Origin of the sequence: Actinomyces sp. zg296 (assembly GCF_009829695.1) — a bacterium.
Classification (GTDB): domain Bacteria; phylum Actinomycetota; class Actinomycetes; order Actinomycetales; family Actinomycetaceae; genus Actinomyces; species Actinomyces marmotae.
Window position 1 is genome coordinate 164,274 of record NZ_VWPG01000004.1, and the last position, 16,314, is coordinate 180,587.

Annotated in this window: 10 protein-coding genes and 1 tRNA gene; 1 reads left to right on the forward strand and 10 read right to left on the reverse strand. The window is 63.4% G+C overall.

The features are described 5' to 3' along the window. Nucleotides 1-649: 649 nt before the first annotated feature. Both GVV76_RS04620 and GVV76_RS04625 read right to left on the reverse strand, forming a co-directional pair. Nucleotides 650-4,432, reverse strand: a complete 3,783-nt coding sequence (locus GVV76_RS04620; protein ID WP_159625331.1) for a YobI family P-loop NTPase — start codon at nucleotides 4,430-4,432, stop codon at nucleotides 650-652. 642 nt (nucleotides 4,433-5,074) lie between these two features. After that, the gene (locus GVV76_RS04625; protein ID WP_159625333.1) at nucleotides 5,075-5,791 is read right to left on the reverse strand and encodes a hypothetical protein; all 717 of its coding nucleotides are present in this window, start codon (nucleotides 5,789-5,791) and stop codon (nucleotides 5,075-5,077) included. A 563-nt stretch (nucleotides 5,792-6,354) separates the two neighbouring features. On the opposite strand from GVV76_RS04625, the gene GVV76_RS04630 reads away from it, so the two are divergent. Further along, a complete protein-coding gene (locus GVV76_RS04630; protein WP_159625335.1) occupies nucleotides 6,355-6,699 on the forward strand; it encodes a recombinase family protein in 345 nt (114 codons plus the stop codon). 410 nt (nucleotides 6,700-7,109) lie between these two features. Here GVV76_RS04630 and GVV76_RS04635 read toward each other — a convergent pair. The 8 genes from GVV76_RS04635 to scpB all read right to left on the reverse strand — a co-directional run bounded on the left by GVV76_RS04635 (nucleotide 7,110) and on the right by scpB (nucleotide 16,305). Continuing rightward, nucleotides 7,110-7,186: transfer RNA gene (locus tag GVV76_RS04635), tRNA-Pro, on the reverse strand. 189 nt (nucleotides 7,187-7,375) lie between these two features. Continuing rightward, a complete protein-coding gene (moeB, locus tag GVV76_RS04640; RefSeq protein WP_159625337.1) occupies nucleotides 7,376-8,566 on the reverse strand; it encodes a molybdopterin-synthase adenylyltransferase MoeB in 1,191 nt (396 codons plus the stop codon). An 8-nt stretch (nucleotides 8,567-8,574) separates the two neighbouring features. Next, nucleotides 8,575-10,230 carry a glucose-6-phosphate isomerase gene (pgi, locus tag GVV76_RS04645; protein ID WP_159625339.1) on the reverse strand — a complete coding sequence of 552 codons (1,656 nt, stop codon included), beginning with the start codon at nucleotides 10,228-10,230 and terminating at the stop codon, nucleotides 8,575-8,577. A gap of 95 nt (nucleotides 10,231-10,325) precedes the next feature. Continuing rightward, on the reverse strand, nucleotides 10,326-10,724 hold the full coding sequence (locus GVV76_RS04650) for a VOC family protein (RefSeq protein WP_159625341.1): 399 nt from the start codon (nucleotides 10,722-10,724) through the stop codon (nucleotides 10,326-10,328). Between the two features lie 88 nt (nucleotides 10,725-10,812). After that, nucleotides 10,813-12,999 (reverse strand): bifunctional cytidylate kinase/GTPase Der, encoded by a 2,187-nt coding sequence (gene der, locus GVV76_RS04655; protein ID WP_159625343.1) that lies wholly within the window; start codon nucleotides 12,997-12,999, stop codon nucleotides 10,813-10,815. Between the two features lie 473 nt (nucleotides 13,000-13,472). Continuing rightward, the gene (locus GVV76_RS04660) at nucleotides 13,473-14,708 is read right to left on the reverse strand and encodes a prephenate dehydrogenase (RefSeq protein WP_235925146.1); all 1,236 of its coding nucleotides are present in this window, start codon (nucleotides 14,706-14,708) and stop codon (nucleotides 13,473-13,475) included. Beyond that, nucleotides 14,705-15,730, reverse strand: coding sequence for a pseudouridine synthase (locus GVV76_RS04665; protein WP_159522974.1), 1,026 nt, complete (start codon nucleotides 15,728-15,730; stop codon nucleotides 14,705-14,707). The genes GVV76_RS04660 and GVV76_RS04665 overlap by 4 nt, the downstream gene beginning before the upstream one ends. Then, nucleotides 15,727-16,305, reverse strand: coding sequence for an SMC-Scp complex subunit ScpB (scpB, locus tag GVV76_RS04670; protein WP_236263229.1), 579 nt, complete (start codon nucleotides 16,303-16,305; stop codon nucleotides 15,727-15,729). The genes GVV76_RS04665 and scpB overlap by 4 nt, the downstream gene beginning before the upstream one ends. Nucleotides 16,306-16,314 lie beyond the last annotated feature (9 nt).

Consider the following 16,314-nt stretch of genomic DNA (forward strand, 5'->3'; position numbering starts at 1 on the left):
CCGAAACAGGGTCAGATCGATCATGACGGTCACATACTTGTTGCCCAACTGGGTGCGACGCCAGCCATGCTCATCAGCACCAAGCACTCGAACCCCGTCCAGACGGCTAGGATATCGACGAGCAAATGTTAACCGGCGTCCAGGATCGCAGTGTTCGCGATGCCCCAAGCAACCCTGAGCGCAGCAGCGATCCGCGAGATCGGGAGCCGATCGAACACAAGTGCTTCGAGTCCCCGCACGATCGCAGCCCGAGCCGACCTGGCTCTGGGCGCTGCGGCCCGTTTCAACTGATGACGCCAGCAGCAGCCGCAACCGGGGCAGCGATAGTGGGGCAGGCGAACCAACAACACCGTAGGGCGCTGGCCCGAAGGAACATGGACTTGCCAGCGGTCAACAACCCCGTGACGCCCCCCGTGCCTACGGCAACAGCCGTCATCACCGTTGGGAACACACTTGATCACAGCACGGTATGTGCTGGCATGGAGCCCGGTCGCTTCTAGATCGAGGTCTCCAAGTCCGAGGAAAGTAGTAATATCCAGACGGCAGGAGGTAGTGTTGAACACATCGAAGCTTTCGGAGTTGATGGCGTAGGAATCTTCGTCATCGAGGGCCTCACCCCTTCCCCACAACCTCCAAGGGAAGTATAACATCATTTTTGCCTACGATGAACTTTGAATTCCCTTCCACCTTCCATCGACTTATAGGTCGACACTGCACCTACCGTCTTCAATTTATCCAAGATCTTCTCTAGGCTTCGCACCGCCGGCACCCGAACCTCCTTCCTTCCGGGAACAAGTAGATCCGCGTAGACGTCACCTAAGGCCCGAACGATATTCCGAATTGAAGTACCCTCTAAATTGTCAATTGCGCACACCAGTAATATGATCACGTCAGTTGCACCCCTATAATGCTCCGCGAAGAACATCAGCGCATCTTCTCCAAGGCGCAATTCTGAACAACTGACTGCACGTTCACGTATCGTCATCAAGTCCTCAGAGCTCAAGCGCGAGCAATACAAATGAGGATTCTCCAATATTTTACGTTTTACAGCTTCGCCGATACGCTTACTATTGACAATTTGTGCAGCATCATCTTTTACGATGTCGGGACTCATGAAGTCGATAAATTTCTTAGAAGAAGCGATCGCTGACTCTCGGCTGGGCCAATTATCAAGCTGCCGCGCCAGTTGGTACGACCTTTCATCGTCCTCAATAATACCGGAACAAATAAGTCGTCCAATCATATCACCGGCAATCGGCTCAATGTCATCTGGATCGATATATTCCGCATTACCGAGGGACTTGACAAGATCAATGCGCTGATCGAGACCGATGAGCCTTTCGTCAGCCTCTAATATCGGCTTAGCGATCGCCAGGTAGTCGCTGTACTCAAGTTTGCCACTTGACTCAATACCGCCCTGTTCAACCATAAGTTGAGCCAGCGCCTCATCGAAACCACAGGCCTCGATATAGGCAAGTGTGTTATTCGTATCTACAGCAAACCGGCCTTGCTGCGCCAATGTCGGCCAGCACTTAACTGGGACTGGTTCGCCGAGGATGATCATGACGGATTTGTCAGTTTTGTCGAGAACTCTATCTAAGACCGAGAATGTCTGTTCCGCCGCAGTGCTGCCGACAGGCTCATCAACCGATGCAGAGGAGGCATGAGACTTGTTGTTAGCCAAATCCGCAACAACCTCCCCCACCAGCTCATTCCCGGTCAGTGCCGAAGCAGGCACTGTACTATCCTCTGTTAACGCAGCCAGATACTTGTCGAGATGAGCTGTGACGTATTCGTAACACGTCTGACGATCCTTCTTCAGCCGGTCGAGCGAAATATCGTCGCTTCGAACTATCGTTTCGAGATTATCTCGGTTAATCTCATAAGACTGATTATCGATCAACTTCTCGCAGAGATCTTCACGAAGTGCGCCTAGTCTAGCGATCTTGACTTCCGCCTTCTGAAACAGTAGAGCCACCATTCCTGCGTTCAACTGCACACCCGAGCCGAATTTCAAACTCTCCAACTCGTCATACGAGGCCTTAATGAAGTCTTCGAGACCAGCAGTGTCATAGTCAATCGAATCAGCCATTGACCGGAGTGCTACATCCATCAGATGACGTTGTCGATGGTCCGGCACTCCCTCGAGCTCGATAATCCTGGTGAACAGCGAAGGGAGTTTCGGTGCTAGCAGCGCCACAAGCTTGTCCTCTTGCTCGCGCCTAGTCACTTCTTCAGACGAGAAGTACTCCTGTAACAATTGCCGTTCATCGTGACCATCACGTACCAAAGCATCAACCATAGCCGCCGAATATTCTCGCATTTCGTTAGGCTTACGAAGAAGATAGTCCAATATGAATATATTGTAGGCTCCGGGCTGCATCAACTCATCATGATCAAGGCTAGGCAGTAAGTCTTTAAGATCATGATCATCAAGCCTGTAGATGGCATTCATTCGGCCGGCATCGATGTGCTGAATCTTAAACGACATAGCTGACGCACTGAGAGAGATATCTTGATATATTGATGTATATAGCACAAAGTTGCGATCAATGTAGCCGTATCTAATTAGATCTGTGGCAAGTCTTGATCCAAGGCAATGTCGAATATATTTCGAAAATGAGCATTTTTCCCCGTTGGAGGCCATGTCTGGAACGACGGTATCCCACTCAATAAGGTTAGACATAGTTGCGCGTCTGAACTTTTCTCGTTCAGAAGATATATTCTTAAGCTCCCACTTGAGCCGCTCCGCACTAGCAGTGCGTGGTGGATGGTAAACTAAATTACGTCCGATAAATTCAGCCAGATGTAACTTAGTTAAATATATTGTTGTAAAGGTAGATTCATAATTATCAGGTGAAATAATTAGTTCATCATCATCTGCCAAGTGCGCGATCTTGTCCCAGAATTCAGTCGTCACAGTCTGGCTTTTAGCATATTTATTGCCGTCGACCTCGACATAAAACGATTTTTCCCGGTTATTTTGGGTAGCGACTATCCGCTTGATCAGTTCAGTAAACTTCTCGCCACGGGCCTTAGCTTCGTTCTCAGCATTTACCTCTTTCTCAAAATCGTCGTACTTTTCGTTGAGCTGTGCAATCTTACGTTGGATTACAGAAACACTTTTTTTGTATACTTCATCAAGGGCACTAGCGCCGAGTCTGATTTGTTCAAAGTCGCGCATATGCACTACTTTGTAGAGCATCATCGCGAACAGTTTATCGTGCTCCAACTCGAGGCCATTACCTCGTAGCAGTAGGTCAGCATATATTTGGTACTCGTTGCAAGCGCTGCGCAGCAGACGAAGATCAGGGACATGCTTGGCCGCGAGGTTGATCAACTCTGGCGACACCGAAGGATGCACGTCCCTTAGTTCTTGTTTCAGCAAATCCCGCGCGCTCTGGTGCGTGACGAAAGAAACGACGGGGATAATCAGATCGAAGAACTTGGTGCGGTTAGCGCGCTCGACCTCGACAGTCGCTAGATCACGTCTAGCACCGTCAGTAGCACTGGTAGTATTCGAATACTGCCACGTATCGAAGATACTGTCCTTTACGGCATAGACGAAGACAACGGGACATGTCTGTCCTTTGCGTTTCAATTGACCGGCATTGTTGAGCAGTGTGTTCAACTCTCGAAGTTGATCGAAGATTTGTGGATTTTCGAAACGATCGATATCCTCGAACACAACGAGACGTAGTTTAGTGATCTCGAAGAAGTAGATGATCTCATCTAGATATCTATCGAAATACGTTTCGGCATTTGCCGATAATGAGACAGTGGTTGGCCCGACAGCAACCTTATCCAGGCTGATGGTTCCTTGGAGGTGACGGCCAAGTGCGAGCAAAAGTATAGTGAGTAATAGCGATACCAATGAGAGTTTGATGACCAAGTCATACCATGGCTGCTCCGATACGAGAGGAAGTTTATCCGGAAGGCCGACGATGAGGCTTACGAGCGCCATGGCTGCGGCGACGGAGACCGACCTAGCAATAAGGCTGATGCATCGGACGCCGTGAATCCGCTTGAAGCGCGAAGCAGGGAGCTTTTGTGGATCAGCACGATAGAGCAGTTGTTTGACGATCTCCTTCTGGATGCGATTCGCCTGTTCTGCAGGACTGGCATGATTTGATAACTGACCGTTACTCGAGTTGTCAACCAGATTGGTACCAAGCGTTGAGAGAGAAATGAATATGGCACTCGGTTTGTACTTCTTTAACCCTTGTAAAATCGAACTCTTTCCTGTACCGTAAGCACCACTGAGGGCAATGTTATGGATGTTCGGATCATCAAGCGCCTGAACAATCCGATCAACGTATGCCTTATGGCGCGTTTCATCATACTGCGGACATAAAGATCGAAGACGGGTGGACTTTATCTCCGTCTTGGCTTGACACTGACTATTTTCCACGGTGTGCTGAGAGCTGCTCATCATTTAGTATTTTCCACTAGTAGTCCTACCGAGATGTTGTCACATTTGGATTGGGTTTATATTTGAAAGATGCAACGGCATCGTTGTATCTTTTCTACCAAAAGTAGTGAGTGATTCCTTCGGCCATCAGGTACATGAAGCATCATTGCGGGCGTTCGGAAGGGAATCATATAAGGAATCTCAACCGCCTGTCACTTACTCTCAATAATCGCTACGCGGCCGCCGAACTGCTCATGCTGGGCACCGAAAATACTTCAGGGCGCCCTGGTCGCGCAGTGCTTTTCGACCTTGAGAATCGATGTCTTGGTTGAGTTTGTCGATACGATCGGTTAGCTTTATCTTCTAAATCAGTGAAGCGCTCATCTATGGCATTCAACTGTTGACCTACATGTCGAAGCGTGCCTCAATGTTATCATGCATTTCTTTCATTCTATGCTCGACTTTATCGAGGCGCGACTCGATCTTGTCGAAGCGAGTGTCAATTTGCCTTCCCATAGTGTTGAGGCTATTAACTAATCATTCTTGCACGTGTTGGAAATATCTGTCTGTCACAATTACATCTAAGCAGGGCGATCATGGTGTGTAAAAATAATGCTGACCTTACTTATTTAGGCAGGGATACGCATTTCGCGCGTGTGCTCTCTACGCGATGGAGCTCAACTGCGTTTGTCCCAGCAAACTAGCCAAGTTCGCCAGGCTAGCATCCTGGAGCAGTGCTGGATCACGTACCATCTGCTCGAGGATCGCGGTGAGCTGCTCCTGTGGGATGGTTGCCAGTTGGCGGTGAACATCGTCAAGTTCGTCGGCATCGACGATCCGGGCTTGCGTGACCAGCCGCAACTGTTGCTGACCGTAGGTGTAGGCGGCCATGGCGGCGAGGAGACGAGCTTGGACCTCGGCACTGGACATCGCTGCGCGGTGCTCGGGGGCAGGAAGTTCCAGGTTGGGTCGAACGAGACCATGAGTGGGGTCTACAGCATCGTCGCCGGTCTCTGTGTGGCGGCGGAAGAGGCCTGCGATCTTCTCAGCCTGCACCATGACGAACGGTTGGGCGGTCTGACCCCACCAACGCTTGACGTGTGGAGCGGCATGGATGGCACCCGTTGCAGCCAGTGTGGCGACCGCGGCGGCGATTGCTAGTTCAAAGCTATCACCAGACTCTGAGCGCTGATCAGTGGGGATGTACGACGCCGACGGAACGTCGTCATCGAGGTCAAGGCTGTCGTCGGGGATGAAGCGAGCATGCTCTCGTAGGAAACCATCCTCATCGTAGAGGTTCTGGCTCCAACCGCCTCCCACCTTCTGTCCAGGTGTGAGGCTGGCATCGTCCCATTTATAGTACCCTGCTTGGCTCGGCATAGTGTGAGTCTAATATGGCCAGTGAGAAGCCAGGCGTGTCCAGCAGGTACCGTAGATCACGGTTCGGCCACGAGTTTCAAGCCTACGTCCTCACCAGCTCCTGTGCGGTGTATGGTCGAGGACCTTGGCAAAGGCTATCTCTTGACGGCTCCTGTGCGGTGGACGTTGTCTTGTGGGGCGGAGAGGTACTGGTGGGGTGTGAGGCGCGGGGTGCGTGGCGTCTGAGTCCTCCGGAGATTTCGGCTGTGCTGGAAGTTCCTCGGAGGGGAGCGTCCAGACGAAGACCGGGCCAACTCTCGGGAACAGCCAGCCGTCGTAGCGGTAGCGCAAGGTGGAGGCGTCCGGCTCATCCAATACTTTGCCTCCGTCATCACGGGGGCAAAGTCCATCAGAGAAACTTGACCCACCACTTGAGGGTCGTAGCTCAACTTACCGCCTAAGTCCTTGCTCGGGCGATCAATACCCAAGTGAAGGCCACGCCCGTCAAGAGACACTGTGGCCGGGAACCGGAACGCCACGCCCACGGGCTGGCCTGCCTCTCGCGCCAGGATCCGTTGGCCGCCATGGCAGCTGACCTGACACCAGGACGAGTCGTGGCCTACTTACCGGTCTCCTCCCGTGAACAGGCCAGACGCGGTGGTTGGGAGCAGGGCTTCTCCATCCCCGCCCAACGGGCCGCCTACACGCGCAAGGCGATGAGCCTCAGGGCGATCATCGTCAAGGAACTCATCGAAGGCGGCCTGTCCGCTGCTACTACCCGACGACCCGCCCTCCAGGACATGCTGCGCTTTCTCAACGAGGAGGCAGTGGCACGGCGGGGCACCGACTACGTCATCGTGCACAAACTCGACCGCCTGGTGCGCGACTGCTACAACGAAACCGCCCTGGGGCAGAGCCTCGACGACTAGGGAACCCGCCTGGTCCCCATCAGCGAGAACATCGACCAGCCCCCGGCGGTCTACTCCTGCACGGCATCATGGCCTCCATCACCGAGTTCAAATCCAAGAACCTGGTCACCGAGATAGGGCAAGCAGTCAACCACCCTTCGAAATCATCCTGGTCTGGATTGGAGAGAACACAGACACCCTGGGCGCACAGGAGGAGCCTGAAGAGCGAGAGAGAGCCGAGAAGGTGGGCGCGCTCCAGGCCCACAAGCAGGGGGTCACCAGAACGGATCAGGCCTGGGAGTCGGCCTCATGAGCCCCCATCCGATCCACCAGACCAAGCCCGAACCCGCCCAGAAGACCCATCAAGCAGCCCGAGACAAGCAAAACCCGCGCCATGGGGAACCATGACGCGAGTTTGTGTATGAAGTTAATGGTCGGGCTGGCGGGATTTGAACCCACGACCCCTTGACCCCCAGTCAAGTGCGCTACCAAACTGCGCCACAGCCCGTTGCCTCACGGCCCTGCGACTGGAGTCCCCTCCGCCGCTCGGCTCCGCTTGGAACGTGTAGAACCTTAGCCCACCACGGCCCCGCAGGCGAAACCGGAGCGCGGTGACGCCGGTCACGGCAGGCGCGACGGCGGAGTCAACTGATCCCGCCGCGTCACGATCCCGCCGTGACCGGCCCGCGCGAGCGCCTCAGGCGCTCTCGTACCAGGCGCGGGCGCCGCCCTCAAGGTTAGTCAGCGCTCCCGCGTACCCCGCAGCCTGAAGGGCCTCGATGGCCCTCTTGGAGCGGGTGCCGCCCTGGCAAGTCACCACCGTCTCCTTGCCGGCGTCCAACTCCCCGGCTCGCTCGACCACCTCCCCCAGCGGGATGTGGACCGCCCCCTCCACGGGCATGGCGGCGACCTCGTCGGCCTCACGCACGTCCAGGATGGTGTAGGCCTCACCGGGCCTCTCCCCCGCCGCGATACGGGCGCGCAGCTCAGATACGGTGATGGTGCTCATGGTCTCCTCGTTCGGTTGTGCTGGTTCAGGCGCGGCGCAGGCATCCTGCGCCGTCTCAAGACTCGTGATGGTCGGGCTCGCCCCGCACAGGGCGCAGCCCGGTCGCTTGGCCACGGGTACCTCGCGCACGTCGGCGCCCCAGGCATCCAGGAGCAGGAGGCGGCCGATAAGCGGCTCGCCTCCCCCGACGATGAGCTTGAGGGCCTCGGCGGCCTGCATGGTGCCGATGATGCCCGGCAGGACGCCGAGCACGCCGGCCTCGGCGCAGGAGGGCACGGAGCCCGGTGGCGGCGGCTCTGGGTGGAGGCATCGGTGGCAGGGCCCCCGGGCGGCGTCGAAGACCCCCACCTGGCCCGCCGAGTGCAGGACCGCGCCGTGGACGAGCGGGATGCCGAGCATGGCGCAGGCGTCGCCCACCAGGTAGCGGGTCGGGAAGTTGTCGGTGCCGTCCACCACCACGTCCCAGCCCTCCAGAAGGTCGAGCGCGTTGGCGGCATCGAGCCGCTCCTCGTGGAGGATGACCTCGACATCGGGGTTGAGGGCGGTGATCGCCGACGCCGCCGAGCGCGCCTTCGAGGCGCCAACTCCCGCCGTCGTGTGGATGATCTGCCGCTGGAGGTTAGAGGCGTCGACGACGTCGAACTCGACAATCCCGAGCGTCCCCACTCCGGCGGCGGCGAGGTAAAGCGCGGCGGGCGCGCCGAGGCCGCCCGCCCCGATGAGCAGCACGCGGGCTGCCCGGATGCGCCGCTGTCCCGTCACACCGACCTCGGGGACGAGCATGTTGCGCGAGTACCGGGCGCGCTCGGCGTCGGACAGGGCCCGCAGGCGCCCGTCACTGATGATGGGCGCCCACGGGGCGCGGTCCTGAGGGGTCATGGCGGCGCTCAGTGACGCAGCTCCCGGTAGCGGCGGATGAGGGCCTGCGTGGAGGAGTCCTGCGCGGCCAGCGCGTCGGCGTCGCCCTGCACGGCCGGCGCGATCTCCAGGGCGAGCTTTTTGCCGAGCTCGACGCCCCACTGGTCGAAAGAGTCGATGCCCCACACGATGCCCTGGGTGAAGGTGATGTGCTCGTACAGGGCGATGAGCTGGCCCACGACGCTCGGGGTGAGCGCGGGGGCGAGGATCGACGTCGTCGGCTTGTTGCCGGCGAAGACCCGGGCGGGGACGATCGGCTCCGGCGTTCCCTCGGCGCGCACCTCCTCGGCGGTCTTGCCGAAGGCGAGCGCGGCCGTCTGGGCGAGGTAGTTGGACAGGAACAACTCGTGGACGTCGACGCCGCCGTCGGTCACCGGGTGGGCGGGGTTGGCCACGGCGATGAAGTCAGCGGGGATGAGCTGGGTGCCCTGGTGGATGAGCTGGTAGAAGGCGTGCTGCCCGTTGGTGCCGGCCTCGCCCCAGAAGATCTCACCGGTCTCGGTGGTGACCGAGGATCCGTCCCAGCGCACGGACTTGCCGTTGGACTCCATGGTGAGCTGCTGGAGGTAGGCGGGGAAGCGATGCAGGTACTGCGAGTAGGGCAGCACCGCGTGGCTGGCGGCGTGGAAGAAGTTGACGTACCAGACGTTGAGCAGGCCCATGAGCATGGGCGCGTTCTCCGCCGGGTCCTTGGTGGCGAAGTGCTCGTCGACGGCGTGGAAGCCGGCCAGGAAGTCCGCGAAGTTCTCCGGGCCGATGGCGACGGCGAGCACGGTGCCGACGGCGGAGTCCACGGAGTAGCGCCCGCCGACCCAGTTCCAGAAGCCGAAGGCGTTGTCGGGGTCGATGCCGAACTCGGCGACCTTGTCCAGGGCGGTGGAGACGGCCACGAAGTGCTTGGCGATGGCGCCCTCGGCGCTGATGCCGCGCTCAGCCAGCGCGGAGAGGAACCAGTCGCGGGCCATGCGCGCGTTGGTGAGGGTCTCCAGGGTGGTGAAGGTCTTGGAGGCGATGATGAACAAGGTGGTCTCGGGGTTGAGGCCCTTGACCTTCTCCGCGCAGTCGTTGGGGTCGATATTGGAGATGAAGCGGCACTCCAGGCCGTCCTGGACGTAGGGCTTGAGGGCCTCGTAGACCATGACGGGGCCGAGGTCGGACCCGCCGATGCCGATGTTGACGACGGTCTCGATGCGCTTGCCGGTCACGCCGACCCACTGGCCGGAGCGCACGCGGCGCGCGAAGTCGTAGACGCGGTCGAGGACCTTGTGGACGTCGCCGACGACGTCCTGGCCATCGACCATGAGCGCGTCGTCGGCCGGGCGGCGCAGGGCGGTGTGGAGGACGGCGCGGTCCTCGGTGACGTTGATGCGCTCACCGGCGTACATGGCGTCGCGGCGCCCGGGCACGTCCACCTCGATGGCCAGGGAGGCCAGGACGTCGCGGACGTCGTCGGTCAGGAGGTTCTTGGACAGGTCGATGGTCAGGTCCCCGACCTGGTAGGTGAAGCGCTCGGCGCGCTCGGGATCCTGGGCGAACCAGGCGCGCAGGTCAGGGCGCATCCCGATACGCAACTCGGTGAGGCGGGTCCAGGCGGGCGTGGTGGTGGGGTCAACCGGATTCAGCATGGACCCAGCCTAGTCGCTCGCCCTCCCCAGCCGCTTGGGACCCGGACTCCGGTCCCCTGCCTAAGACGAGCGTTGGGCGCCGCCCGTCAGGAGTGTCAGGCCGGCACCGGCTCCACGGGTCCGTTGTGGCAGACGACCTCAAGGTTGTGCCCGTCGGGGTCCAGGACGAAGGCGGCGTAGTAGCCAGGGTGGTAGTGGGCGCGCTCCCCAGGGGCGCCGTTGTCCCGCCCGCCCGCCGCCAGTGCTGCCGCGTGGAAGGCGTCCACCTGCTGCGGACTCGCGGCCGCCAGCGCCAGGTGGATCGTCGTGGGATGCTGCTCAGGCACAAGCCACAGCTCGGGGGCAGCCTTCCTGCCCTCCTCCCCCGCAGCTCCCAGGGCGCGCACGGGCCCCATCTCCATGACGACGGCGTAGCCGAGCGGGGCAAGGGCCTTGGCGTAGAAGTCGGTTGAGACGTCGGGCACTGTGACGGCCAGCGAGATGTGGTCAATCATCCGCCCATCGTAGGGCCTGCCGCCGCGCGAGGTCCGGGATTCCAGCCCTGGGCCCGCCGCTTCCCGCGAGTCTGGGAGCGCCTTCGTCTCAGCGCCTGCGCTCGCGCTTCTCGCGCACCCGCACGCCGATCTGGATGGGCGAGCCGACGAAGCCGAACTCCTCGCGCAGGCGGCGCTCGATGAAGCGCCGGTAGCCGGCGTCAAGGAAACCGGTGGTGAAAATGACGATGCGCGGCGGGCGCACCTGCGCCTGAGTGGCGAAAAGGATACGGGGCTGCTTTCCGCCTCGCAACGGGTGCGGGTTGGCGGCCTGGAGCTCGCCGAAAAAAGAGTTGAGGCGGCCGGTAGGCACGCGGGTGCCCCACCCCTCCAGGGCCGCGTCGAGAGCGCGCACGAGCCTGTTCGTGTGCCAGCCGGTGGCGGCGGCGAGGTTGATGTGCGGAGCCCAGGAGACATGCGCGAGGTCGTGCTCGATCTCCCACCGGAGCATCTTCTGGCGGTCCTCGTCCACGAGGTCCCACTTGTTATTGACCAGCACGAGCGCGCGCCCCGCGTCAACCGCCTGCTGGATGACGCGCACGTCCTGCTCGGTGATCGGCTCGGAGGCGTCCAGGAGGACGACGGCGACCTCCGCCTTCTCAATGGCCCCCTGGGTTCGCAGGACGGCGTAGTAGTCGGCACCCCGCGACTGGCGCACCCGGCGGCGGATGCCCGCGGTGTCGACGAACACCCACTGGCGCCCGTCGAGCTCGATGATCTCATCCACGGGGTCCCGGGTGGTGCCGGCCAGCTCATTGACGACGACGCGGTCCTGCCCGGCGATGGAATTCAGCAGTGAGGACTTGCCGACGTTCGGGCGCCCCACGAGGGCGATGCGGTGCATCCGCCCCTCGGGGGCGGCGGGGGCGACGGCCGAGACCTCTGGTAGCACCTCCATGCAGGCGTCAAGAACCTCACCGCTGCCGCGCCCGTGGAGGGCCGAGACGGGGTAGGGCTCGCCCAGGCCCAGGTTCCACAGGGCCGCGGCGTCACCCTCCTGGGCCGGGGAGTCCACCTTGTTGGCGGCCAGCACAACCGGCTTGCCGCTGCGCCGCAGGAGGCGGACCACCTGGGCGTCGGCCTCGGTGATGCCCACCTGCGCGTCAACGACGAGCAGGACGGCGTCGGCGAGCTCCACGGCCACCTCGGCCTGGGAAGCGACGGAGGCCTCGAGGCCCTCAACATCGACCTCCCAGCCACCTGTGTCCACGATGGTGAAGCGCCGGCCGACCCATTCGGCGGGATAGGAGACGCGGTCGCGAGTGACGCCCGGCCTGTCCTGGACGACGGCCTCGCGACGCCCGAGAACCCGGTTGACGAGGGTGGACTTGCCGACGTTCGGGCGCCCCACCACGGCGAGCACCGGCAGCCCCGCCTCGAAGGCGCCGTCGCCGGAGGGGAGTTCCTCCTCGCCGTTGAGGAGGGCGACGTCCTCCTCAACGAGCTCGTACTCCTCCAGGCCCGCGCGCAGGGCATCGGCCCGACGCTCATCATCCTGGTCGCGCTCGGCGGCCTCGACGCGGGCGGCCTCGATGAGGCCCAGGACGTGCTCGACGGTCTCCTCAAGTGTCATATCGGAGGAGTCCACGACGGTGACGCCCTCGGGAGCGGTGAGGAACTGGGAGACGGTGGCGTCGTCCCGGTCGCGGCGCACCACCTGGTCGCGTAGGGCGGCGGCGTCCACGCTCTTGCCCGCGGCCTCCAGGTCCCCCGCGCGGCGGGCCAGGCGGGCCTCCTCACTGGCAGTAACCAGGAGGCGGACGTCGGCGTCGGGGGCGATGACGGTGGTGATGTCGCGCCCCTCGGCGACGATCCCCTCCCCCGCGCTGAAGGAGCGGTGAGGACCGACGGCGTCGCGGGACTCGCCCGCGATGATCTCGCGCTGGAGGCGGGCGAGTTCGGCGCGCACGTCCAGGTTGGTGGCGACCCTCGAGACGACGGAGGCGATATGCGGGTCGCGGATGGCCTCGGCGATGTCGACGCCGTCGCAGGCCACCCCCGGGGCCGTGGGATCGAGGCCCATGTCGAGGGGCATGGTGAGGACAGCGCGGGTGACGGCTCCCGCGTCCACCTCCTCGGCGGTCAGGTCGATGCCGGTGCGCTCGCACCACCAGGCGGCGGCCCGGTACATGGCGCCGGTGTCGAGGTAGGCCAGGCCCAGCGCGGCGGCGACCCGCTTGGCGACGGTGGACTTTCCCGACCCGCTCGGCCCATCGATGGCGACGACGATTCCCATGTGCTCCCGGCCCTTCCTCGCGATGCGCTCGCGCGCTCAACCGGCCAAGCGTCCCATATTCCCCCGCGCTCGCGCCAAAGCCACCCCGTCCTCCCCCTCCCCCTCACCGAGACCGGTCGAAAACAGGACCGAGACCGGTCCGACGGGGGTGGGCGCTCGATCCGGGGGCTCTGTCACGTCGCAGAGACCAGCGGGCCGGGTAGGGGTCATCCGTAAGGGGCTCGCGCTCGATCCGGGCACTCTGTCACGTCGCAGAAACCGTCTCGGCCCGCAAATACGCCCTCACCCCAGATATACCGCCTCGGCCCGGCGTTGCGCCCTCGAACTGCGAGAATGAGGGCGCAAATCCGGGCTGAGACGGTTCCTGCGGGCTGAGACGGTATTTGCGGGCTGAGACGGTTCCTGCGGGCTGAGACGGTTCCTGCGGGCCGAGACGGTTCCTGCGGGCCGAGACGGGCGAGCCCCGCCCTGTCTCAGGCGACGACTACCCGCCAGCCCCGCTCATCCAGCGCGGCCTCCAGGGGCTGGGCGGCGCTGGGCAGCACGGAGATCATGGCCACGCCGGCGCTCTGTCCGGCGGAGTGCTCCATGGAGAAGTCCTCGATGTTGACCCCCGCCTCGCCGACCTCAGTGAACAGGCGGCCCAGGCGGCCGGGCTTGTCGGGGACGAGGACCTGCACCACCGCGTAGCGCCTGGGCGCCCCGCCGTGCTTGCCGGGGATGCGGGCCTGACCCGCGTTGCCTCGCCTCATGACGTCCGAGATGGCGCTGACGGCGCCGGGCGCGATCTCCTCGGCCCTGCCCGGAGCGGCTCGCTCCTCTCCGGCGACGTCAACGGCCGCCGGCTCGATCCCACTGATGAGCGCGTCGAGATCATCGCGCAGCTCGCGCAGCAGCCCGGCCACGGGGCCGGCGTTACCAACCACGATCGCTGACCACAGCCGGGGATCGGAGGCGGCGATGCGAGTCACATCCCTGATGCCCTGGCCCGCGAGCTCGAGCGCCGCCTCCGGCAGGGCCTCAAGACGGGCGGCGACGAGGGAGGAGACCAGCTGCGGCATGTGCGAGACGGCGGCGACGGCGTCGTCGTGCTCGGTGGCGCCCAGGCGCAGCGGCGCCGCCCCAGCGTCCATCGCCAGGTTGCGCACGGCGATCTCGGCCGCCGGCTCGGCGCCGTCGGCGACGATCACCCAGGGGCGGCCCGCGAAGAGGTCGGAGTCAGCGGCCCCGGCCCCCGAGCGCTCCCGGCCGGCCATGGGGTGCGAGCCCACGTAGCGGGAGGCCGCCGCGCCGGCCCGGGCCCTCACCTCCGCGCCCACGCGCGCCTTGACGGAGGCGACGTCGGTGACCACCGCCCCGGGGTGGGCCTCCAGGGCCCCCACGACCACTTGCGCGGCCACATCGGGTGGGGTCGCGACGACGACGAGCGCCGGCTCGGGGTCCCCCTGCCTCCTGATGGCCCCAGCGCCCATGTCCCGGGCCAGGGCGAGCGAGGTGGGCGAAGTGTCCTGGAGCTGAACGGGAACGTCGGCCGCCCGCAGGACAAGCGCGAGCGAGGTGCCGAGCAGTCCGGTGCCGATGATGAGCACGGGGCCGCGCGTGGCGGCGGGAGGGCGCGCCGCCGGGCCTTCCCCTGCCCCCTCCGCGGCCTCGCCCGTCCCCCGACCGGGCGGGGCCGCCTGGACGACGCTCCCCTCCAACCGGCTCATAGTCCGACCTCTCTCTGGAGGGCCGCGATCTCCTCACCGGTGAGAGCCCTCATGGCGCCGGGCTTGAGGCCGCCGAGCGCCAATGGCCCGAGCCTGGTGCGGGACAGCCGGATCACGGGGTGCCCGACGGCGTCGCACATGCGGCGCACGATCCGGTTGCGCCCGGAGTGCAGGGTGATCTCCAGGATCGAGCCCGCGGGCCCGGAGTCCTTGATGACCACGCGGTCGGCGCTGATGAAGCCGTCTTCGAGCTCGATGCCGCGCTTGAGTTTGCGGGGCACCCAGGGCTCGACCCTCCCCTGGACGATCGCCACGTAGGTCTTGGAGATCTCGTAACTGGGGTGCATGAGCCGGTGGGAGAGCTCGCCGTCGTTGGACAGCAGGAGCAGGCCCTCGGTGTCGGTGTCGAGGCGTCCCACGTGGACGAGCCTGATGCGCCCGCCCGCGCCATCCCCGCGATCCGCGCCCCGCGCGCCGCCCCGCTGGGAGAGCTCTTCGGCGCGCTCGGCCACGTACCGCTCCCCCAACTCGGCGACGGTGGGCCGCCCCTCGGGGTCCTCCATGGTGGTCACGACGCCGGCGGGCTTGTGCAGCATGACGGTGAGCACGTCGGGGTTGGTCAGGATGCGCGAGCCGTCGACCCGGATCTCCTGGCGGGCGGGATCCACGCGCACCCCGACCTCGGTGACGACGACGCCGTCAACGCTCACGCGGCCCTGGGCGATGATCGCCTCGCAGGCCCGGCGGGAGGCCACGCCCGCGTGGGCGAGGACCTTCTGGAGGCGCTGCCCGGAGTCGACGTGCGGGTCATCCTCACCGCCCCGGGAGGCCCTGCGGCGCTCCTCGATGAGCCTGAGCTCCTCTTCCTCGGCCAGGGCGCCGTCGTCGAAGGCGGCGATCTGGCCGGGGGTCAGGCCCGCGTCGCCGAGCTCCTCGATGTCGTCCTCGTCGTAGAACTCCTCGGCCCCGAAGTCGCCCAGGGGGACCTCGTCATTGCCGGTGCTGTGACCACGGGTGCTCATCGCGTCTCCGTCTCGTGCTCGATGTCCTCCAACTGGGAGGCGTCCGGGAGGTGGGGTGCCAGGGGCGGCAGCTCGTCGAGGCTGTCGATCCCCAGGTACTCGAGGAACTCGTCGGTCGTACGGTAGAGGATCGCGCCGGAGGTCTCATTGCCGGCCTCCTCGATAAGCCCGCGGGCGTGGAGGGTGCGCACGACGCCGTCGACGTTGACCCCGCGGATCGCGGCGATGCGCCCGCGGGTGACGGGCTGGCGGTAGGCGACGACGGCGAGGGTTTCCAGCGCCGCCTGGGACAGGCGCGCGGAGGCCCCGCCGACGACGAAGCCCTCGACGATCTCGGCGTGCTCGGGCGCGGAGGCGAGGCGCCACCCCCCGGCCACGCGACGCAGGATGAACCCCCGACGGCGCGTGGCCGCCCCGCCCGCGGACTCGCCCCGGTACTCGGCGGCCAAGGCCTCAAGCAGCGCCTCTGCCTCCTCGGCCTCCAGGCCCAGGGCCCCGCCGAGCGCGGCGGGCGCCACGGGCTCATCGGAGACGACGAGCACCGCCTCAGCCGCGGCCAGCAACTCATCGCTCACGGTGACGCC